This is a genomic window from Pedobacter sp. Hv1 (genome assembly GCF_001412215.1).
In the GTDB taxonomy this organism is placed as follows: domain Bacteria; phylum Bacteroidota; class Bacteroidia; order Sphingobacteriales; family Sphingobacteriaceae; genus Pedobacter.
Window position 1 is genome coordinate 405,430 of sequence record NZ_LLWP01000004.1, and the last position, 20,339, is coordinate 425,768.

The following is a 20,339-nucleotide window of genomic DNA, read 5'->3' on the forward strand; positions in this document are numbered from 1 at the left end:
CTATGTTCACAATTGAAAGTATACAACTTGCCAAAAGCAAGACCAAAACCGGTGCAGATTTTCCAAATTTCGTTAAAGAGATTAAGGCTATGGGTGTAATTAGAAATGATGTATATGTAATGAATGGCATGGCAGTTTACTTTGGCAACGATAACCATACCGTAGAAAGTGCTCCGGCTTACGAGAATTTATTGATCGAAGTACAGTCTTCGCCAGAAGATTTCAAAGCAGCATTGAAAATTCATCAACAAGGCCAAACAGATTATCAAACATTTTGTAGAGAGGCTGCTGCTGCAGGTGTAGAAAAATGGGTTACAGACCTAACTGCAATGACGGTAACTTATCTAGATGCAAGCGGACATGAGCTGCTGGTTGAGCAGATCCCGAATTGTTAATTAATGTTAAATTTGTTCTTTTGTAACAAGAATATTATATATAATTATATATTTTTGTAAGGTTAGGTTAAACCAAGTATAAAACTCCATCTTTTGTGTTCTCTTTAAATAAAAAAGAGTCGACGCTTTCCTTTTGGCAAAGAGTCGGCAATCTGTTAAACAATCAAAAATTCATACTTGGCGTATGGATTTTACTCGTGGTAGTTGTTGCCATTAAGCAATTCTTTAAACCTTCGATCAATAACAATTATTTAATTTTCAAACACGCCTATTTTCATGCGGTTGATCACCTCAACCTATATATTGTACATCCCGAACACCTGGACACCAATCATTACGGGCCATTTTTTAGTTTGCTGATAGCACCTTTTGCCATTTTACCAGATTATATAGGCATGTTCTTTTGGCAGTTGGCCAATGTACTTTTTCTTTATTTTGCCATTAAACAATTACCAATTGAGCAAAGAAAAATCAATGCCGTTTATTGGATTGTAGCACACGAAATGCTGACCTCTATGTTCAGTTTTCAATTTAACATTTCTATAGCAGCCATTATTATTTTGGCCTATGTATGTATTGAAAAGAAACAGAATTTTTGGGCCACTTTTGTCATTATGTTGGGCACTTTTGTAAAACTTTATGGTATTGTAGGCCTTGCCTTTTTCTTTTTTGCCAAAGAAAAACCCAAATTTATTGCCTATTGCTTTTTTTGGGGCATTGTTTTCTTAGTTGCACCCATGATCTTCTTTACCCCAAGCTACATCCTTCAATCTTATCATGATTGGTATGTTTCCTTGTCTGAAAAACAATTGTTAAATGCTTCATTGGTGTCCATGCAAGATATCTCTGTAATGGGCATGGTAAGAAGAATTGCCCAGGATCCAACTATACCAAACCTACCTTTCTTATTAACAGGTTTAATCTTATTTGCTTTACCGTACTTACGCATTAAACAATATAAAGCACCATTGTTCAGGTTATTCTTCTTGGCTTCAACCTTAATATTTACAGTTATTTTCAGTAATTCTTCCGAGTCGCCCACCTATGTAATTGCTTTTGCAGGTGTTGCTATCTGGTTTGTGGTTCAAGAAAAACCTATCAATAAGGGTGTAATTGCATTATTTGTATTGGCATTGTTATTAACCACGCTATCAGCCTCTGATCTATTTCCTAAATACCTTAGAGAAAATTATATCAAACCTTATTCTTTAAAAGCATTACCTTGCATCTTAATATGGCTAGTTCTAACCTATGAACTCTTAATTAAACAATTTGATTTAACACAGATTAAAGCCAAAAATGAATAAACTCGTCTCAATTGTTATCCCAGCACATAACGAAGAAGAAAATATTATTGTCATTGTAGACCGAATAGAAAAGGTTTTCGAAACGTTAACTTACGATTTTGAAATCTTGGTTGTAGATGACGGTGGAACAGATAGAACATTAGAAGTAATTGAAGATTTGGCAAAAATAAAAAGCAACTTCTTTTACATTGAATTCTCTAGAAATTTTGGTCACCAACCCGCATTAAAGGCCGGTTTAGATTATGCCAAAGGCGATTGTGTGATTTCATTAGATGCAGATCTTCAACACCCCCCAGAGCTGTTTAAACAGATGTTAGAGAAGTGGGATGAGGGCTATGAAATTGTATATACCCGCAGAAAAGAAGACAAACGCCTATCTTTTAAAAAGAGGGCTACATCTAAGTACTTCTACAGATTAATGAACTCTTTATCAGATATAGAGATTGAGGCTGGAACTGCAGATTTTAGGCTGTTGGATAGAAAAACTGTAGATGTATTGAAACAGTTTAAAGAGAATGATCCTTTTATTAGAGGATTGGTTAAATGGCTTGGTTTTAAGCAATATGCTATAGATTATATTCCAGATCAACGTTTCTCTGGTGCCAGTAAATACAATCTTAAAAAGATGCGTAAACTGGCTATTCATGGCGTTACCTCCTTAACTACAAGACCTTTACATACTGCAGTATATCTTGGTTTCTTCTTTTCTTTCATTTCCTTATTGTATATCCCTTATGTATTGTATGCCTATTATATTGGCAAGCATGTAAGTGGTTGGGCTTCGCTAATTACAACCATTGCTTTTTTTGGTGGACTGCAATTGATCATCTTAGGCATTATCGGTATATATATTGGAAAAATGTTTATGCAGGGCAAAAACAGACCAAATTATATTATCCGTTCTACCAACCTTAAAGATATTCTTTAATGGTATTGTTAAGTTTTGATATCGAAGAGTTTGATATGGCTTTCGAATATGGGAAATCCATTTCATTTGAAGACCAAATCAGTATTTCTATAACAGGTACTACCACTATATTAGACTTATTGGCAAAGCATCAGTTTAAAGCTACTTTTTTTTCTACAGCTACTTTTGCTTTAAATGCACCTGAAATTATTGCTAGAATTAAAAATGAAGGCCATGAGCTGGCTTCTCATGGTTATTACCATTCTAAATTTGAGGTTAAAGATTTATTGACCTCAAAGCAAAAACTAGAAGAACTTTCTGGCTTGCCCATTACTGGATATCGAATGCCAAGAATGATGCCTGTAGACGAAATAGAGATTGAAAAAGCTGGTTATGTTTACAATAGTTCTATCAATCCAACTTGGTTGCCTGGCCGCTATAATAACCTGCACATATCCAGAACCTATTTTAAACAAGGTAAAGTACTACAATTACCTGCATCAGTAAGTCCATTATTGCGGATCCCATTGTTCTGGTTATCATTCCATAATTTCCCATTGGGATTATATCAACACTTGGCCAAAAGAGCCTATCAAAAAGATGGTTACCTCAACATCTATTTCCACCCTTGGGAATTTACAGATCTTAAAGACAAAAAGCGTTACGGATTTCCGGGTTATGTAAGTAAAAACTCAGGTAAAGACATGCAAGATAGGATGGATCGATTGATGGCTTGGTTCAACACAAAGGGTTATCCTAATGGTACCATTAATCAATTTATTCAACCCTTAGTTTAATCTTTTACAGTTTTAAACGAATAGTAAGTTTGAAAAAGATAACTGAACAAAGATAAAATGACTATGATCAATGCTTGCGATGGGGTTGCCCACAAACCAAAATATCCCACCAACAAGTGTAAAAGCGAATAATCTAAAAAGATATTGGTAACAGTTAAACTGGCATATCTGATGAACTGTGTTCGTCCCAATAGATTTGACTCTTGAAAAACTACATATTTATTGAGGCAAAATCCGACAGGAAAACTCACCGATAGTGCTACCAAATAAGCGGCAATATATCTGCTAATGGCAATATCAAAAGGGTAAACTACTTCTCTTAAAAACAGATAATTGTAGGCGATAAAGAAAATAAACAAGTTTAAACAGGCATTACTTCCACCACATACTGCATATCTAAAGGTTTGCAGCCCAAGAAATTTCTTAAATGGAGGGTAAAAGAAATCGATAAACTTTAAAATAGCAGTTTTAATAGGATGCTGAATTGCCATTTTCTTTTAATTGCACAAACGCTCCAACACCATTTGGATGGCTTTTTCTACTATTTTATTGGGTTCGCTGCTAAACTCGAACTTTACCCTGCTGGCCAATATGGCATTTACAGATAGTGCTTTATGCCCCAATGCTTTTGCCAATGCATAAATACCTGCTGTTTCCATTTCTAGATTGGTTATTCTGTGTTTTCCTTCTTTGAAACTATTCAATTGGCTAATGAAATCTGGAACTGCATTTTTTGCCCTTACTTGTCTACCTTGTGGAGCATAAAAACCGGGAGCCGTAGCGGTAATGCCTTGATCCATATCTTTTCCAATGGTTTGCAACAAACCCTGATCTGCAGCAGTTAAATAAGGATGAATACCTTTGATATGTGAAAAGTGAGATTTGATGCTGTCTAATAAACTGTGCTCATCACCAGAAACTTGATGGATATAATAATTCATCAAAGCATCAAACCCCAAACCAAAAGAAGAGGCTAGGATAGTACCCATAGGAAGATCTGGTTGTACCGCACCCGAAGTACCAATGCGAATGATATCCAAAGAAGTGAGTTTTTCTTTAATCGTTCTAGAGGCAAAATCTATATTAACCAAAGCATCCAACTCATTGAAAACAATATCGATATTATCTGTACCAATCCCAGTAGAAAGTACAGTAATCCGTTTTTTTCCGATATATCCTGTATGGGTAATAAATTCTCTTTTTCCCTTTTTTACCTCAATAGAATCGAAATGTTTACTAACCTCTGGCACACGATCTAAATCTCCCACAGTAATTACGGTATCTGCAATGTCTTCAGGTAAAAGATTGAGGTGGTAAATACTTCCGTCTGGATTGATAATTAAATCAGCTTCTGATAATTTTTGCATAGTAGGAACGATTTGGTTAACTACACAAATTTAGCAGAAATGTGCCAAGTTAAATAGTATAGAGGTATTTTATTTTAGCCCCTTCAATCTTTTCCAACTTTCCTAAAACCGTATTCAGGTTTGCTTTTCTAATCTCGAATTGAATGGCACACTGCGTATCAAACTCTTGTTTAATCATTTCCAATTGTTCCTCTTTCATGATCCGCATAATTGGATTCATTTCTAGATAATCGAAATTGATTTCGTACACATCATTTACAGTTTTAGCAATAATGGTATTGGCCTGTAAGGCCTCTACGGTAGCTGTTTTGTAAGCATTAATTAATCCGGGCACTCCTAACAATGTACCACCAAAATAGCGAACCACTACCACTAAAACATTGGTTACATCAGCAGAAAGCAAGGTGTTTAAAATTGGCCTGCCAGCAGTTCCAGAAGGTTCTCCATCATCGTTCAGTTTAAAAACATTCCGATCTGGGGTTAAACGGATGGCCCAACAAAAATGCCTAGCCTTTCCATGTTCTGCCTTTAGTTTAGCGATAATATTTTTAACCTCTTGTTCGCTTTTAATGGGATAGGCGTAACCAATAAACTTACTGCCTTTATCTCTAAAAATACCTTCTGAGATTGTTGCTATGGTTTGGTAAGTATCATCGAACAGCATGTAACTTGGATAAAGTAATTAAAACGATAGCCGCTAGCGCCAATACCAAACCAAAATAGTTCAGTTTGCTCAATCGTTCTTTAAATAAGAAAATACCAATAATACTACCTGCAATGATTACACCTATATTCATGGCAGCAAATACAGTAGATGGGTTATCGGCCATCTCTCTGTGCGCTTTTAGGTAGAATAAGATATTGCCAAAATTAAAAAAGCCCAACACACAACCACATATAAAATTAACAAGTTGTAGTTTGGTCTGTTTAGTGATAGAAAGATATAAGATATAGCTTAACGAAAGTACAAACGCCAAACAGAAGATCAAAAACAAGGAAGTAGTGTAGGGGATAATGGTAATTTGGCTTACCAGTTTAAAACATACATCAATAATACCAAAACCAACAAAAACAAGCAGTAGGTATAACCAGCCTTTTTTTGTAGATAAGCTATCCGTTTTACGGTACATGGTAAATACTATAGCAACCAGACCAAATACCAATCCTACATATTTTAAGCGATCGAAACTTTCGTTAAAAAGAAAATAAGCCGCACAAAGTGAGATAAACAACGACAAACGTTGTGCAATATCTGTTCTTGCCAAACCGGTTTGTTGCACAGCAATACCCTGAACCAAAAAGATAACTGGCAGCAATATGCCAATTACAATATAAATAGGAGATAAGTTGCTTAGTCCAATTGTACTAAAGTCTGGCTTAAAAAAGAATAAACTTAAACCAATGGCAAAAAGGTAATTCCAGGTAACTGCCTGCATAATGCTGATCTGGTATCTTTTGGCCAGTTTGAGCAACACACCAACAGTTACACTACAAATAATACTTAAAACTAAATAAATCATGTTGTTATATTGCTGAGTAAATCGTTAAGTTATCTTCTCCAACTTGTAGCTCTTCCATCAGCTTCCCACTAATTAATGGTGCCTTAATTCCAGAATCCCAAATTGATTTTGCCGTAAATATCCTAGCCTCATCCCATAACCCAGCAGTTATAAACTGGTTTAAAAGTTGTACACCGCCCTCTATCATTACCGACTGAATATCCATTAAATAGAGTTGAAAAGCCACTTTTTGTACCAAATAAAACTGCATATCTTCCATTTGCACGAAGTGGATGTTGCCAACTACAGCCGTTTTAATTTCATTAAAAATAATGGTTTTTGCTTCATCATTATAAATATGGTGACTTGACGGAACGCTTAAACTTCGATCAATTACAATCCTGATCGGATTTTTTCCGTTCACATTTCTGGTGGTCATTTGAGGATTATCAATCAGGGCCGTATTTTTTCCAATCAAAATGGCATCTTCTTCGCTTCTCCATTGGTGCGACAATTGTTTGGCCAGCGAACCAGAAATCCATTGCTGCGTAGCATGATTTGGCGCAAAATAGCCATTGGCAGTTTGAGCCCACTTCAACACAATAAAAGGTCTTTGTTTTTGTATTCTGGTTAAAAAACGACGGTTGAGTTCACTACATTTCTCTTCTAAAACACCAGTAACAACAGTTATTGCTGCTGCTTTCAGTTTTTCAATCCCTTTACCGTTTACACCAGCAAATGGATCGGTATTTCCAATCACCACCTTTTTAACTTCGTGTTTAACCAATAAATCGGCACAAGGTGGAGTTTTACCAAAATGAGCGCAAGGCTCTAAATTAACATAAACAGTGGCTTTTTTGAGTAGGGTAGCTGCTTGCGTTCCATGGTTATGAAAAACGTTGTTGATTGCATTCACTTCTGCATGTGCTTCGCCAATTTTTTGATGAAATCCTTCGCCAATAATTTCGCCTTCACAAACAATTACACAACCAACCATTGGGTTTGGACTTACATTACCCATTCCCATTTTTGCCAGTTCAAGGCAACGCTGCATGTAAAGCTCATCGATCATTATTGCAAAAGTAAACTATATTTATGAATTACAATTTTAGATTTACGATTTTAGATTGGCTATTGTAATGATTATTTTTACGCCAAATGGAATTAAAATATCTAGCCAATAGGTTTAAAACAGCATTAAGCAGTATTTACGATGAAGATGAAGCACATGCTATTTTTTTAATCGCCATTGCCCATGTACTCCATTACAGCAAAGGCGATTATCTGTTAAAAAAAGAGACCATTTTAAGCGTTGAAAATACCAATAAATTGGAGCAGATCTTGGTTCAATTGGCAACTGGAAGACCTATCCAGTACGTACTAGGTGAAGCTTATTTTTACGGATTACAGTTCAAGGTAAATGAGTCGGTACTTATTCCACGTCCAGAAACTGAAGAATTGGTGGAATGGATCTTGTCAGTTTGCAGTTTGCAGTTTGCAATTGAGGAACCTCGTGTAAATATACTTGATATCGGTACTGGAAGTGGTTGTATTGCCGTTGCCCTTAAAAAGCATTTACCAATAGCTCAGGTATTGGCATTGGATATTGCTGCAGATAGTTTAGCAATTGCCCAAGAAAATGCCTTGTTCAATCATGTTGATATTGAATTTATCCTTGATGATATACTTAGCCCCCAACCAACAACCCTTAAGCTTAAACCCACTATCATTGTTAGCAATCCTCCTTACATTAAAGAAGATGAAAAAGAGGCGATGCATACCAATGTGCTTGTACATGAACCTCACCGTGCACTATTTGTAAGCAATGAAAATCCTTTAGTTTTTTATCATGCCATTGCTGATTTTGCCTTAGAAAATTTAACTGCAAATGGTTTATTATTTTTTGAGATCAATGAGTATCTAGGTAAACAAACAGTTGACTTATTAAATCATAAAGGATTTAATAACATTCAATTAAAGAAAGATATGCAAGGGAAAGATCGAATGATTTGTTGTACTAAGCCCGAGGATGAAACTGTGTAATTACACTTTGTAAATATTCTCGGTCTAAGTGGGTATAAATCTCTGTGGTAGTGATACTCACATGGCCCAACATTTCCTGAACAGCACGCAAATCTGCACCACCTTCAATTAAATGGGTAGCAAAAGAATGACGCAAAGTGTGTGGACTAATACTTTTATGAATGCCTACTTTAAGTGCCAAAGATTTGATAAGGTTAAATACCGAAATTCTTGATAACCTAGTGCCAGAACGGTTCAAAAAGATATAATCTTCATGACCTTTTTTAATGTTTAAATGCACCCTTATTTGGCTCACATAAATTTCGAGCAGTTTTAAGGCCACGCCACCAATGGGAATAATCCGTTCCTTATTTCCCTTGCCAATCACTTTAATAAACTCAGTTTCGGCATAAACATTAGAAATACGCAGTTCTGTTAGTTCGGTAACCCGTAAGCCACAACCATAAAGCATTTCAATAATAGCCTTATTGCGCATCCCCTCTGGTTTAGAGGCATCTATGGCATCAATTAATTGGTTAATTTCATAAATATTTAAGGTATCTGGAAGTTTTCTGCTCAATTTTGGGGCCTCTAACAATGCTGTCGGATCTTCTTTAATCACTTCTTCCTGCATCAGGTAGGTAAAAAAAGCTTTGATCCCCGATATTACTCTTGCCTGTGTATTGGCCTGCATACCAATTTCATTTAGCCAAGTAATAAACTCCCTCAAATCAGACAACTGCAATTGATTCAAGATCAACTCTTTATCTATTGACAAATGATATTGAATCAATTTATCTACATCATTCAAATAAGCCTCAATAGAATGGCTAGAAAGCGAGCGTTCTAGTTTTAGATAATCTTTAAATCCTTTGAGGTAAGATTGGGTATTCATTTTTATTGGGGCTATCCTTACAATTGTGTATTATTGTAATGATACAAATTTAAACAATCAATGAAGATACAAATTATAAATGGGCCAAATTTAAACTTGTTAGGCTTGCGTGAACCCTCAATTTACGGATCTGAGGGATTTGAAACCTACATTTCGCAACTGCGTGAATTGTACAGCATTATCGATATTGATTATTACCAAAGCAATGTAGAAGGAGAACTGATCAATAAGTTACATGAAGTGGGCTTTAGCTATGATGGAATTATTTTAAATGGTGGAGGCTATACACATACTTCTGTAGCCATTGCCGATGCCATTGCAGCCATTAAAACGCCTGTAATTGAAGTACACATCTCTAACATTTATGCCAGAGAAGAGTTTAGACATGTTTCTTTAACTGGAAAAAACTGTAAAGGCGTATTAACAGGTTTTGGCCTAGATGGTTATCGCCTGGCTTTAGAAAGCTTTTTAAAACAATAACACCTATTCTAACAAAAACATATGAAAAAATACCTTATTATTTTTCTGCTATGCCTTGCTTTTAGCGGCTATGCCCAAACTCCAGTAAAACAAGCTGGGCCAACTCAAAGTACTATCGTTAAAGATGCCGCAGGCACGGTTTACCCTTATGATACTTGGAGAAAAATGATGGCCATGGGGGAATATTCCATTAAAGCAATTCCCGGTAGCACAGAATATTTACTTTATCCGGTAAGTGCCGAAGAAAAAGAAAAACGGGCACAAAGAATTCAAGAATTGCTAAAAAACATGAAGCCGCCAGGTAGTGATGTTTTTAAAGAAGGAGAAAAGTTTAGCGGCGAAAAAATGACCGATATCAATGGTAATAAATACGACCTAAGCAACATTGACAACAAAACCTATGTGATTAATTTTTGGTTTATCGATTGTGCACCTTGTAGAGATGAAATGCCAGAATTAAACAAAATAGTTAAACAATATAAAGCCAATAAAGACGTAGTTTTTCTAGCCATTGCACTAGATCAACGTTCTGAACTGAAAAGCTTCTTAAAAAAGACCCCTTTTGATTATAACATTGTAGATGGAGGTAAGCCTCTTGCGAATAAATATGGCATTAAGGGTTATCCCACACATGTGATTGTTGGTAAAGACGGATTAATCAAATTCAGTACAACTGGTTTTGGACCAGGTACAGTTCCATCCATTGAAAAAACAATTAAAGAACAGATAGGAAATTAATACATAACCCAACTGGTGTAAAGCCTAAGTCCACAATGAAAAAAAGAGAGAAATTAGCCATTGTTAGGCAATACTACCCAAATGCACTGACCACAATTGATGGTATCAATAGGGTAATTGATTTTGTTGAGGAAGAATTAGACCTAGAACCAGCTAAAATTATGTTGGCAGATAGCATTTGCAGCGATGATGTCAACAGTATCCAATATCCAGTTAGAGCAACAGAATTTTTAGGGCCGTTTAAAATGGGAGGACTAGATGGTTTTCCTTTTACGGGTTTAACAGGAATGAGCGCTTTCGCTAGTCATGTACCAGACGAAGGCGCTGTTTTTGTTTATTATGGTCCACATATTGGCATTTCTAAAAAAGGAGAGATTGGAGAAATCCATAGGGTAGGACAGCGTAAAAACTCTAGTTGTTGTGGTGCAGCAAAAGGGGCACTAACCAAACTGATTCACAATTTAATTGAACCGGGGAACATTACTGAAATTGATTACCAGATGAACATGCTGGAACAGATCTTATTAAAGGAGAAGGAAAGGGTAATTACTGCCCAAATTCCGATGATGGAAGCCACTGAGGTTATTTACGAAGCAATAGACAATCGTATAAATGAACTGATTGAGCTAACCAGCTACCATTGCAAGTACATTATATTAATGGGAACAATCCACATCAATAGCGATACCGAAATGGGTTCTTTTACTGCCGTAAAACGTTTTGATTTGATTGATCTTGCTACAAATGAGCGAAAAAATTTAGTGGATAATTATTTTAACTAATTGCTTTTCCAACCCAACTGGCTAAATTTTTTGATGCCTTTAACAAAATAGGCCCAAACAATACTTCCTTGGTATACACCACTCAATGCGTTCATTGGAATTTGAGTCTCCGTACGTTTCTGGGCCGTTTTACCCAATTGTTTTAAAAAATGAAAGTGTGCTTTGCTAATGGCCCAAGTAAATTGTGGTTTTCCTTTAATTAAAAATTGGAACCAGGCAGAAAGATCAAACCACATTCTTATAAAAACCCTTACATAAGCCTCACCTTTAGGCAAGTTCTTTTGCATAATAATCAGGTTGTTTCTAAAGTTAAGGTAAGTTTTATATGGATTGTTGGCATTGAGCGTACCACCACCTAAATGATAGATTTCGGCAGCTGTACAGCACACTATACGATAACCCAAATTTTTCAATCGCCAACAAAGGTCAATTTCTTCCATATGGGCAAACAAATCTTCGTCTAAGCCATTTACCTGTTGCCAAGCCTTACTCTTAATAAAAAAGGCAGCACCACTGGCCCAAAAGATATCTATTGAATTATTGTATTGGTTTTCATCATTTTCCACCGTATCAAAAACCCTACCTCTGCAAAATGGAAAAGCATATTGATCTATAAAACCACCTGCAGCACCAGCATATTCAAATTGCGCTTTTTGTAATTGCCATTTAATTTTGGGTTGTGCCACTGCAATGCGTTCATCCTGTTGCATCAGCTCAATTACTGGTTTAACCCAATTTTTTGGAACTTCAACATCAGAGTTGAGCAGTATAAAATAATCAGCTTCTACTTTGGCCAAAATATGGTTGTATCCGCCAGCAAAACCATAGTTCTGCTCATTTTCAATAATGGTAACTTGCGGATAATGTGTTTTTACAAAAGCAATAGAATCATCGGTAGAGGCATTGTCACCAACAATAATTTGAAGATTGGGGTATTCAGTTTCAACTACACTTGGTAAAAACTGTTCCAATAGTTTTTTACCGTTCCAATTTAAAATAACAACCGCAACACTTGGTTCCATATTGATTAGCAACAATTTAATTTCCACTGCCTATGGCTCCACAGCCAGTAAGCAGGTTCTTTATGAATGGTTTTTGTTAAAGATTCAAATAGTAAATTTGTAATCTCATGCCCCTAAATAGCTTTGGGGTTTAAGCACAAAGGTAAACAATCCACCTCGTAATAACCGCTTTTAACTGAAACCACATCAAAGTAAAATATTGGTCTGTTGGTTTGTATCGCTATTTTTCCTCAACCTAACTATACTGCTGTAGGCTGATTTAAAAGCTGTAAAGTATATTACACTTCCTCACGAGTAGGGGTTTGATCGCTGGCAAAAAAATGCTTTATGGTTAAGGGCAATAACGATATCAAATACAAAAAAAATATACTGATATACGAAAAGCCTTTTTTAATCATTAATTTGGTCGCTAGATTGCAAACATAAATTATCAGATGCAAAGTTCAGCTATATTCCCCCTTTTTTATCTCGCCCCAGTTAGTTATTTTACTGCCTTAAAATCAAACGATTATAACTTTTTATTAGAAAATCAAGAACATTTCCCTAAGCAGACTTATAGAAACAGGGCTACCATATCATCGCCCAATGGCACATTAGACCTCATTATCCCGGTGGTTAAAGGGGCTAAATTACATACACCTACCAAAGATGTAAAAATCAGTTACGATTCTAAATGGCAACGCCTGCATTGGTTAAGCATACAGACTTGCTATAGAAGCTCAGCCTATTTTGAATATTATGAAGATGGATTAGTGCCATTTTATGAAAAGAAATATGATTTTTTATTCGATTATAACCTTGATTTGTTGAACTGGCTATTTAAACAATTAAAAATCAATCCAGAATTGGCTTTAACCGAAACTTATGAAAAGGACATTGCTGAAGGGTTAGATTATAGAAACCAGTTTAGCAAAAAAACAATTCACGAAATAGAAACGAAAAGCTATTTTCAGGTGTTTAGCGATAGAAATGAATTTATTCCTAACTTAAGTATTGTTGACCTATTGTTTAACCAAGGTCCACAAACAAAATCATATCTGTAAAAGATGGCAAAACCCAATAAACATAAAAAAAGAAAGCACCGTTATGCTTTACCAATGCCCGGCTCTAGTCCAGGTTTGGTATATATTGATGGAAATTCTCTCGACCCTAAAATAAGTTTACATACTTATAATGCAAACAGTTATAAAGTAGAAAGTATTGCAAATTTAACAGGACTTAAAGAGCGGCTTAATGAAAGTGAATTTATTTATTGGGTAGAAGTAAAAGGTTTCAATTCTATAGCCATGTTCGAAACCTTAAGCAAAGATTATGGCATCAATAAGCTCATTCTAGAAGACATTACCAGAACCTACCAACGCCCTAAATACGAAGAATATGGCAGTTATGATTTTGCCATTAGTAGAATGTTATATCTGGATGAAGAACAAAACCTAGAAAACGAACAACTGTCTTTTATCTTGACCAAAAACGTATTGTTTACTTTTCAAGATCGATACGAAGATTGTTTGGGAGCCGTACGTAAACGTTTAGAAATAGGGAAGGGTAACATTAGAATAGGTGGGAGTAGTTATTTGATGTACGCCTTAATGGATATGATTACTGACGAATATTTTTCTGTGTTAGGCAATTGGAGTGAGCAATTAGACTTGATCGAAGATCGTTTGTTCGAAAAACCTGATAAGACGATTATGTTCGACACACAATTGATCAAACGAAACTTAATTACCTTAAGACGTGTGGCATGGCCAGAAAGAGATAAGATGAATGACATTTTACGTTCTGATAGTCCATTGGTGAATGACCAGACCAAAATTTACATTCGAGATACTTACGATCATTGTGTACAGATTATTGATATGGTCGAATCGTTAAAAGAGATTTCTGCCAGTAATATAGACATGTATCTTTCCATTATCAGTAACCGGATGAACGAAATCATGAAAGTACTGACCATTATTTCTTCCATTTTTATTCCTTTAACTTTTATTGCCGGAATTTATGGGATGAATTTTAGTAGGGAAGACCCAGTTACCGGAAAAGTACTTCCTCAGAATATGCCAGAACTCTATCAAGAACATGGTTATTTATACACTATGATAGTAATGGGTCTCATTGCAGTGGTACAGGTCATCTACTTTTGGCGTAAAGGCTGGTTCAAGTAAGTTGATTCACTTGTTCATTGGTTCATTTGTGATGTAGCATATCGTAAGGAATCTTTAAGGTAGAAATAGCGCAATTGTAAAGTGTAAAGTGATCACACTGTTACTTCCATTTCCAGAATGTTAAATATGCTTTTATAAGCATTCTAAATGCGTTTTTATGGCATTTCAAAAATAAATTATTTCTATCTTAGCATCTTATGCAGTCATTTGAATTGGACAAAACAGATGTATCCAAATTAAAGCAGGCAATAAGTGGTGATAATGAACTACTTAAAGCTACGCTTGAGGAATACCATGCATCTGAAATTGCCATTTTATTTGAAAGCATTAGTAGTGAAGATCAACAACGGATCATCAACTTACTGGATGTAGAGACAGCTTCTGAAGTAATTGCAGAAATGCATGAAGAGGCACACCCAGAAGAATTACTCCTCCAATTACACCCCGATAAACGTACCGAAATTGTTGAAGAGCTCGATTATGATGATGCGACGGATATCATTTCGCAGTTAGAAGAGCACGAACAAAAAGAAATCCTTGAAGACCTTAGTGAGGATGACGCTTCCAGTATCCGTAACCTATTAAGTTACGACGAAGAAACTGCTGGGGGTTTGATGAATACGGAGGTGATCCGCATTAACATCAATTTGACCAAAAAAGACGCCATTGATGAAATTATCCGTCAAAGCGAAGAAATAGAAGAATTTTATACCGTTAATGTTGTCGATGATCACAATGTTTTTAAAGGCATTGTTTCCTTAAAAGAGATCATTAAAGCAAAGGGAAATGCCAAGATCACCGACATGGTCAATACCGATGCCGTATATGTTAAAACGGATACCGATCAAGAAGAAGTAGCAAGACTCATTTCACAATACAATTTAACAAGCATTCCAGTTGTTGATGGCGAAATGCGCTTGTTGGGCAGGGTTACCTTCGATGATGTGATCGATGTTTTAGAAGATGAAAACACGGAAGATTTCCTGAAAATATCTGGGGTATCAGAAGATGAGGAATTGAGCGGTAACTGGATAGAAGCGGTAAAATCTCGTTTACCTTGGTTAATTATCAATTTAGGCACTGCATTTTTGGCTTCGGCAGTAGTTAGGCATTATGGCAATATTTTAAGCAACCTAACTGTGCTTTCTGCCTACATGGTAATTATTGCTGGTATGGGTGGTAATGCAGCTACACAAGCCTTAGCCGTAACCGTTAGGCGTATTTCATTATACGATTTAACTGACAATCAGGCTTACCGAACTGTATTAAAAGAATTTACGGTAGGTTTAATTAATGGGGCTGTAACAGGTTTGATTGTATTTATGTTTGCCTACTTTTTTGATGCAAACCCCATGTTAGGCCTAGTGATCTTTTTAGCCATGACAGGCAATTTAGTGATTGCCGGAATTACCGGATCAAGCATTCCTTTAGTTTTAAAACGTGTTGGTATCGATCCAGCCATTGCATCTTCTATAATTATTACGACCTTTACCGACGTTTTCGGATTTTTACTTTTATTAGGATTAGCAAGCAAATTATTACTCTAAATATTATCACAATTATATGCAAATATTGAAACACGATTGGACCAGAGAAGAGATTTTGGCAATTTATAATAAACCTTTTTTAGACCTGGTTTATGAAGCCGCAAGTATTCATCGTGAGCAGAAAGATTATAACGAAGTACAGATCAGCTCATTGATCTCTATCAAAACAGGTGGTTGTGCAGAAGATTGTTCTTATTGCCCACAAGCTGCCCGTTACCATACAGATTTGGCCGTACAGCCCTTAATGCAAATTGGACAGGTGGTAAGTGCAGCAGTTAAAGCAAAAGAGGGTGGAGCATCTCGTTTATGTATGGGTGCCGCATGGCGTGAAGTTAGAGATAACCGTGATTTTGACCGTGTAATAGAAATGGTTAAAGCGGTTAACGATATGGATATGGAGGTTTGTTGTACACTAGGAATGTTGACCGAAAATCAAGCGCAACGTTTAGCTGATGCAGGTTTATATGCTTACAACCATAACATCGATACTTCTGAAGAGGATTACAAAAGAATTATCTCTACCCGTACCTATGATGACCGTTTAAATACCATTAAAAATGTACGTAAAGCTAAATTAACAGTTTGTAGTGGTGGTATTATTGGTTTAGGAGAAACAACCGAAGATAGGGTAGCCATGTTGCAAACATTGGCAAATATGCCACAACATCCAGAATCTGTTCCGGTAAATGCCTTGGTTCCGGTAAAAGGTACCCCATTAGAAGATCAGCCCCGTGTACCAATTTGGGATATGGTGAGAATGATTGCAACCGCCAGAATTGTAATGCCAAAATCTGTAGTACGTTTAAGTGCTGGCCGAAATGAAATGAGCACTTTAGAGCAAGCTTTTTGCTTTATGGCTGGTGCCAGTTCTATTTTTGCTGGCGATAAATTATTAACCACACCAAACCCTTCATTTGTAGATGATATGGCAATGTTTGAATTGCTAGGCTTAAAAACCAGAGAGGCTTTTAAAAATGGCCGACCAGAAAATACACAAAAACAAGAAGTGATCGCTTAATTTATCATTTGAGCTGTTAATAAAAAAAAGAGAAACCTACTAGCTTAGGTTTCTCTTTTTTTATGATATGAATGTCAGTCTGAGCCTGTCGAAGACCAAAACCATCAAATACATTTCACAAGCTCAGTGTGACAATCAACTAAATAAAAATCATATCTGTCAGTCTGAGCCTGTCGAAGACCAATTACTAAAAGCACTTCGATAAACTCAGTGTGACAACTAATAAATAAAAGCTATAAATTAAATATCAATTAGTAACAACACTTCGACAGGTAATAATACAGCTCAAATTGTTTTTAAACAGCGGTAACCCTAACTTCTATATTACCCTTTATTGCTTTTGAATAAGGACATGCTCGATGTGCCTTATCGGCCAAAGCCTGTGTCTCATCATGCGAAAGACCAGGAATATGTACATCCAATTCTGCAGAGAGTACAAAACTATTCCCATCTTTATTAAAAGAAACCTGAACATTTACATTGGCTTCACTTGTATCTACACCATTGTGTTCAGCTACGCTGCCCAAAGCTCCTAAATAACAAGCACCCCATGCTGCTGCAAACAATTGTTCGGGGTTTGTTGCCCCACCTTGCCCAACCAACTCTTTAGGCTTTCTTAGCTCTAACTCTAAAATTCCATCACTTGATTTGATATGTCCGTCTCTACCACCTGTAGCGGTAACAGCTGCTGTATATAACTTTTCCATGAACAAAGAACAAATGCAAAGCGCAGATGTTTGAAGATTTATCTTACGCCAATAAAACCAGCTAGTTAGATCTTTAACTTTTCGGCCAACTTAAAAATATCGTAAGCTACTTTTTGGATCAGGTCAAATTGCTCGGCAATGATCATGTTTTCATTTTCTAAAGCCAATTCGCTAATGTTCTTTCTTCTAATTAACGGCACATTACTTACTTCTTCCTTATGAACCTTTAAATGCTCTGAAGCTTGATCTAACAAGTACATCGTATTTTCCGAAACAGGCTTCAGCTCTTCAAAATTGTGATAAATGAAATCATGCTCTTTATTGTATAAGGATAAAGTAGCAATATAAGATGACAACAAATGGTTCAATACCGTAAACTGATGCAGCTCCTGAATATACACTTGTTTGCTTTTAGGCTCAGAAAACATCCTTTGGAATAAAGAGGCTAAGTTGGAAGAATTTACATAAACCTCTTTTCTGGCAACTTTATAATTGGTCAGATCATGTGTTTTTTCAAAATACAATAAAGTAACCTGTTTAAAGTAGTTTTTGTTGGCGTTGATCACATCTATCATCGCTTGTTTCAGTTTTTCATGTTCCCAATTAGGGAACAAGGAGTAACTGGCCAATAAAGCAATACCAGAGCCAATTAAGGTATCGTAAATTCTTTCTCGAGCCACTGATAGACTCCCCATGCCCAAGAAATCGAACAATACCAAAATATAGGGGGTCATGAAGAGTACACTCACTACATAGTTTTTACGCTGAAAACTGTAAGAGCCAATCATACAAACCAACAAGATCACAAATAGGGTATGCTTGTCGTGAATATAGACCAATATCCCCATCCCAATAAAAGCACCCACAACCGTACCGATCAATCTTTGATAGTTTCGCTCTTTTGTAAGGCTAAAACCTGGTTTAGAGATTACCAAGATGGTTAACAAGATCCAATAGCTATGGGCAAAATTTAAACTTTTTGCTACCACAAAACCGATCAACATCACAATGGCTACACGAAGAGAATGTCTAAAAGTAGACGAATTAAAACTTAGATTTTCTAATAAAAGTTTAGGATCAAATTTCTGTCTGGTTACAAACTTATCAACGTCGATGTTGCGTTTTTTTAAGTTCTTCTTTTCTTTTTTGTTAAAATAGCCATTAATCGTTTTAACTCTACTCAGGATATTTTCAATATTGACCTCAATATTTTTTAAGGCAATTAGGCCAAGCGTATTGTATTTCTCTTCATTATTGAGCTCTAAAACAGTTATTTCTTCTTTAAGTTTAGCCACATCACTAACCAAGGAACGAGAAAGGGTAGGCGTGCCTCCACTTTTTAGTGCAAAAGCAATATTGTCTAGTGAGGAGGCTATTTTATTGATTACCTGTTCATATTGTGGTAAAATTCCGGCAGAGTCAAATTGTTCGTGCAATTGTTTGTAATTGTAATAAGTAGACATCACTTGCTCAAAAAGATCCACCATATCTACAAAAACCAATAATAGAAACCTACCTTCTGGTGTAGATTCTCTTACAATTTCTCTGGTTTTGAATAAAATTTCTCTTACCTCGTCTTGCTTTTCGTGTACATGAACCTGCAACTGTAGCAATTCTGCATAGTTTTTCTCATAATCTGTACCTTCATGATAGAATTTGGCCTTAGCCCTCAAAAACTCGCTCACTTCATGTATCGAATCACTTAACGTTTGCTGAACCAATCGATAAGGCCGCAATCGATAAACAAAGTAACTTAATAAGGTATACCAAATACTTCCAGCAAGGATCAATAAGGTATAAAGCATTACCTCTCTCCAAGGTCTAATATCGTCTATGCTTAACACCATAATTAGCAATACAGCAGTACCAATGGCTGCCGCTCTATTGCCATACAAGAAAAACATGGAAAAGATAAAACTACAAACCACTAACAATGTTCCAGTTACATAAACATTCTTATTGGTTAGCCCAACCAAAATAGAGATGATCGAAAGGAGTGCTGTTGTAATCAACATGGCATTTCTCCGGTGTACAATTGGTCCTGGGGTATCAACTACGCTGATACAAAGGGCACCTAAAGATAAGGTCATCCCATATTGTAACATGCCAAACTGCGCCAATATCAACGATGGACACAGCACGCCAATAGTAATCCGCAAGCCGTCTGCAAAATAAGTACTGAGCAAAAAATCTTGTATGTTTCTAATTGGCCGGTTGAGCATACACAAATCTACATTTTTGAGGCATAAAAAACACCTTAAATTGGCTATAAAAAAAATCTATTTAAAAGCTGAATAAAGAAAAATGGGCAGAATTTGAAGGAAGATAAATTGATTGTTTTTAACTAATTGTGCATAAGCCATTTAGTTAAAAATGTTAATAACAGAAATCAACAATACAAAATCTTGTATTTAAACCATATAATTGAACATTACAGAAACATAACCCTGTTGATAACCAACGAAATAAGGTTCATAACTTGTTAAAAAAATAAATTGATTTTTCTTGACATGTATTGCTTTTGCAGCTAATTTAGATCATATCAATAACGAAGTACTTTGACAGTTCGATAGAATAATCCAAAACAGAAATTAAGTCGCAAGGCTACAAATTTTTGGGAATGTTCAACAAGTTAAATTAAGCCAACATACATTGAAAAATGTAAAGTGGTTTACAGTCAGGAAGTTGAAA

Annotated in this window: 21 protein-coding genes; 12 read left to right on the forward strand and 9 right to left on the reverse strand. The window is 35.9% G+C overall.

Annotation, left to right across the window (positions count from 1 at the left end):
- The first annotated feature begins 2 nt into the window (after positions 1 to 2).
- The 4 genes from AQF98_RS09595 (at position 3) to AQF98_RS09610 (ending at position 3,406) form a co-directional block, all read left to right on the forward strand.
- On the forward strand, positions 3 to 395 hold the full coding sequence (locus tag AQF98_RS09595; RefSeq protein WP_055131718.1) for a DUF1398 domain-containing protein: 393 nt from the start codon (positions 3 to 5) through the stop codon (positions 393 to 395).
- 95 nt (positions 396 to 490) lie between these two features.
- Positions 491 to 1,702, forward strand: coding sequence for a glycosyltransferase family 87 protein (locus AQF98_RS09600; RefSeq protein WP_235524205.1), 1,212 nt, complete (start codon positions 491 to 493; stop codon positions 1,700 to 1,702).
- Complete coding sequence (locus AQF98_RS09605) at positions 1,695 to 2,630, forward strand: glycosyltransferase family 2 protein (protein WP_055131719.1); 936 nt, start codon at positions 1,695 to 1,697, stop codon at positions 2,628 to 2,630. The genes AQF98_RS09600 and AQF98_RS09605 overlap by 8 nt, the downstream gene beginning before the upstream one ends.
- On the forward strand, positions 2,630 to 3,406 hold the full coding sequence (locus AQF98_RS09610) for a polysaccharide deacetylase family protein (protein ID WP_055131720.1): 777 nt from the start codon (positions 2,630 to 2,632) through the stop codon (positions 3,404 to 3,406). Before AQF98_RS09605 ends, AQF98_RS09610 begins: the two co-directional genes overlap by 1 nt.
- Here the strand turns inward: AQF98_RS09610 and AQF98_RS09615 are convergent.
- From AQF98_RS09615 to ribD, 5 genes are read right to left on the reverse strand one after another with little or no spacing between them, the layout of a single operon-like run.
- A complete protein-coding gene (locus tag AQF98_RS09615) occupies positions 3,403 to 3,897 on the reverse strand; it encodes a GtrA family protein (protein WP_055131721.1) in 495 nt (164 codons plus the stop codon). The two genes, AQF98_RS09610 and AQF98_RS09615, sit on opposite strands and share 4 nt — an antisense overlap.
- A 6-nt stretch (positions 3,898 to 3,903) precedes the next feature.
- On the reverse strand, positions 3,904 to 4,773 hold the full coding sequence (locus AQF98_RS09620) for a nucleoside phosphorylase (protein ID WP_055131722.1): 870 nt from the start codon (positions 4,771 to 4,773) through the stop codon (positions 3,904 to 3,906).
- A 49-nt stretch (positions 4,774 to 4,822) separates the two neighbouring features.
- Complete coding sequence (locus AQF98_RS09625; protein WP_055131723.1) at positions 4,823 to 5,437, reverse strand: YigZ family protein; 615 nt, start codon at positions 5,435 to 5,437, stop codon at positions 4,823 to 4,825.
- On the reverse strand, positions 5,424 to 6,293 hold the full coding sequence (locus AQF98_RS09630) for an EamA family transporter (protein WP_055131724.1): 870 nt from the start codon (positions 6,291 to 6,293) through the stop codon (positions 5,424 to 5,426). The genes AQF98_RS09625 and AQF98_RS09630 overlap by 14 nt, the downstream gene beginning before the upstream one ends.
- 4 nt (positions 6,294 to 6,297) lie before the next feature.
- Positions 6,298 to 7,344: a bifunctional diaminohydroxyphosphoribosylaminopyrimidine deaminase/5-amino-6-(5-phosphoribosylamino)uracil reductase RibD gene (gene ribD, locus AQF98_RS09635; RefSeq protein WP_200911867.1), complete on the reverse strand. Its 1,047-nt coding sequence runs from the start codon at positions 7,342 to 7,344 to the stop codon at positions 6,298 to 6,300.
- 86 nt (positions 7,345 to 7,430) lie between these two features.
- Between ribD and prmC the strand changes: the two genes are divergently transcribed.
- On the forward strand, positions 7,431 to 8,315 hold the full coding sequence (gene prmC / locus AQF98_RS09640) for a peptide chain release factor N(5)-glutamine methyltransferase (RefSeq protein WP_055131726.1): 885 nt from the start codon (positions 7,431 to 7,433) through the stop codon (positions 8,313 to 8,315).
- Here prmC and xerD read toward each other — a convergent pair.
- Complete coding sequence (gene xerD / locus AQF98_RS09645) at positions 8,290 to 9,189, reverse strand: site-specific tyrosine recombinase XerD (RefSeq protein WP_055131727.1); 900 nt, start codon at positions 9,187 to 9,189, stop codon at positions 8,290 to 8,292. The genes prmC and xerD overlap by 26 nt on opposite strands.
- 60 nt (positions 9,190 to 9,249) lie before the next feature.
- On the opposite strand from xerD, the gene aroQ reads away from it, so the two are divergent.
- From aroQ to AQF98_RS09660, 3 genes are read left to right on the forward strand one after another with little or no spacing between them, the layout of a single operon-like run.
- Entirely contained in the window at positions 9,250 to 9,669 is a 420-nt protein-coding gene (gene aroQ / locus AQF98_RS09650; RefSeq protein ID WP_055131728.1) for a type II 3-dehydroquinate dehydratase, read from the forward strand.
- Between the two features lie 21 nt (positions 9,670 to 9,690).
- Positions 9,691 to 10,407: a TlpA disulfide reductase family protein gene (locus tag AQF98_RS09655; protein ID WP_055131729.1), complete on the forward strand. Its 717-nt coding sequence runs from the start codon at positions 9,691 to 9,693 to the stop codon at positions 10,405 to 10,407.
- Between the two features lie 35 nt (positions 10,408 to 10,442).
- Positions 10,443 to 11,189: a hypothetical protein gene (locus AQF98_RS09660; RefSeq protein WP_055131730.1), complete on the forward strand. Its 747-nt coding sequence runs from the start codon at positions 10,443 to 10,445 to the stop codon at positions 11,187 to 11,189.
- Here the strand turns inward: AQF98_RS09660 and AQF98_RS09665 are convergent.
- On the reverse strand, positions 11,186 to 12,211 hold the full coding sequence (locus tag AQF98_RS09665; protein ID WP_055131731.1) for a glycosyltransferase family 2 protein: 1,026 nt from the start codon (positions 12,209 to 12,211) through the stop codon (positions 11,186 to 11,188). The two genes, AQF98_RS09660 and AQF98_RS09665, sit on opposite strands and share 4 nt — an antisense overlap.
- Positions 12,212 to 12,645: 434 nt before the next feature.
- Between AQF98_RS09665 and AQF98_RS09670 the strand changes: the two genes are divergently transcribed.
- From AQF98_RS09670 to bioB, 4 genes are all read left to right on the forward strand, one after another.
- Complete coding sequence (locus tag AQF98_RS09670; RefSeq protein WP_055131732.1) at positions 12,646 to 13,254, forward strand: WbqC family protein; 609 nt, start codon at positions 12,646 to 12,648, stop codon at positions 13,252 to 13,254.
- 3 nt (positions 13,255 to 13,257) lie between these two features.
- On the forward strand, positions 13,258 to 14,376 hold the full coding sequence (gene corA, locus AQF98_RS09675) for a magnesium/cobalt transporter CorA (RefSeq protein WP_055131733.1): 1,119 nt from the start codon (positions 13,258 to 13,260) through the stop codon (positions 14,374 to 14,376).
- A gap of 197 nt (positions 14,377 to 14,573) precedes the next feature.
- On the forward strand, positions 14,574 to 15,923 hold the full coding sequence (gene mgtE, locus AQF98_RS09680; protein ID WP_055131734.1) for a magnesium transporter: 1,350 nt from the start codon (positions 14,574 to 14,576) through the stop codon (positions 15,921 to 15,923).
- Positions 15,924 to 15,939: 16 nt separating this feature from the next.
- The gene (bioB, locus tag AQF98_RS09685; protein WP_055131735.1) at positions 15,940 to 16,941 is read left to right on the forward strand and encodes a biotin synthase BioB; all 1,002 of its coding nucleotides are present in this window, start codon (positions 15,940 to 15,942) and stop codon (positions 16,939 to 16,941) included.
- Between the two features lie 296 nt (positions 16,942 to 17,237).
- Here bioB and AQF98_RS09690 read toward each other — a convergent pair whose 3' ends face one another.
- Entirely contained in the window at positions 17,238 to 17,648 is a 411-nt protein-coding gene (locus tag AQF98_RS09690; RefSeq protein ID WP_055131736.1) for an organic hydroperoxide resistance protein, read from the reverse strand.
- 65 nt (positions 17,649 to 17,713) lie between these two features.
- Positions 17,714 to 19,870, reverse strand: a complete 2,157-nt coding sequence (locus AQF98_RS09695) for an FUSC family membrane protein (protein ID WP_055131737.1) — start codon at positions 19,868 to 19,870, stop codon at positions 17,714 to 17,716.
- Positions 19,871 to 20,339 lie beyond the last annotated feature (469 nt).

Excerpts from the sequence above, each read along its gene's own strand:
- AQF98_RS09620 (WP_055131722.1), bottom strand. The coding sequence starts at position 4,773 with ATGCAAAAATTATCAGAAGCTGATTTAATTATCAATCCAGACGGAAGT.
- AQF98_RS09665 (WP_055131731.1), bottom strand. The coding sequence starts at position 12,211 with ATGGAACCAAGTGTTGCGGTTGTTATTTTAAATTGGAACGGTAAAAAA.
- aroQ (WP_055131728.1), top strand. The coding sequence starts at position 9,250 with ATGAAGATACAAATTATAAATGGGCCAAATTTAAACTTGTTAGGCTTG.
- AQF98_RS09660 (WP_055131730.1), top strand. The coding sequence starts at position 10,443 with ATGAAAAAAAGAGAGAAATTAGCCATTGTTAGGCAATACTACCCAAAT.
- AQF98_RS09695 (WP_055131737.1), bottom strand. The coding sequence starts at position 19,870 with ATGCTCAACCGGCCAATTAGAAACATACAAGATTTTTTGCTCAGTACT.
- AQF98_RS09655 (WP_055131729.1), top strand. The coding sequence starts at position 9,691 with ATGAAAAAATACCTTATTATTTTTCTGCTATGCCTTGCTTTTAGCGGC.
- AQF98_RS09625 (WP_055131723.1), bottom strand. The coding sequence starts at position 5,437 with ATGCTGTTCGATGATACTTACCAAACCATAGCAACAATCTCAGAAGGT.
- xerD (WP_055131727.1), bottom strand. The coding sequence starts at position 9,189 with ATGAATACCCAATCTTACCTCAAAGGATTTAAAGATTATCTAAAACTA.
- bioB (WP_055131735.1), top strand. The coding sequence starts at position 15,940 with ATGCAAATATTGAAACACGATTGGACCAGAGAAGAGATTTTGGCAATT.
- prmC (WP_055131726.1), top strand. The coding sequence starts at position 7,431 with ATGGAATTAAAATATCTAGCCAATAGGTTTAAAACAGCATTAAGCAGT.
- AQF98_RS09690 (WP_055131736.1), bottom strand. The coding sequence starts at position 17,648 with ATGGAAAAGTTATATACAGCAGCTGTTACCGCTACAGGTGGTAGAGAC.
- AQF98_RS09610 (WP_055131720.1), top strand. The coding sequence starts at position 2,630 with ATGGTATTGTTAAGTTTTGATATCGAAGAGTTTGATATGGCTTTCGAA.
- ribD (WP_200911867.1), bottom strand. The coding sequence starts at position 7,344 with ATGATCGATGAGCTTTACATGCAGCGTTGCCTTGAACTGGCAAAAATG.
- mgtE (WP_055131734.1), top strand. The coding sequence starts at position 14,574 with ATGCAGTCATTTGAATTGGACAAAACAGATGTATCCAAATTAAAGCAG.
- AQF98_RS09630 (WP_055131724.1), bottom strand. The coding sequence starts at position 6,293 with ATGATTTATTTAGTTTTAAGTATTATTTGTAGTGTAACTGTTGGTGTG.
- AQF98_RS09605 (WP_055131719.1), top strand. The coding sequence starts at position 1,695 with ATGAATAAACTCGTCTCAATTGTTATCCCAGCACATAACGAAGAAGAA.
- AQF98_RS09670 (WP_055131732.1), top strand. The coding sequence starts at position 12,646 with ATGCAAAGTTCAGCTATATTCCCCCTTTTTTATCTCGCCCCAGTTAGT.
- corA (WP_055131733.1), top strand. The coding sequence starts at position 13,258 with ATGGCAAAACCCAATAAACATAAAAAAAGAAAGCACCGTTATGCTTTA.
- AQF98_RS09615 (WP_055131721.1), bottom strand. The coding sequence starts at position 3,897 with ATGGCAATTCAGCATCCTATTAAAACTGCTATTTTAAAGTTTATCGAT.
- AQF98_RS09595 (WP_055131718.1), top strand. The coding sequence starts at position 3 with ATGTTCACAATTGAAAGTATACAACTTGCCAAAAGCAAGACCAAAACC.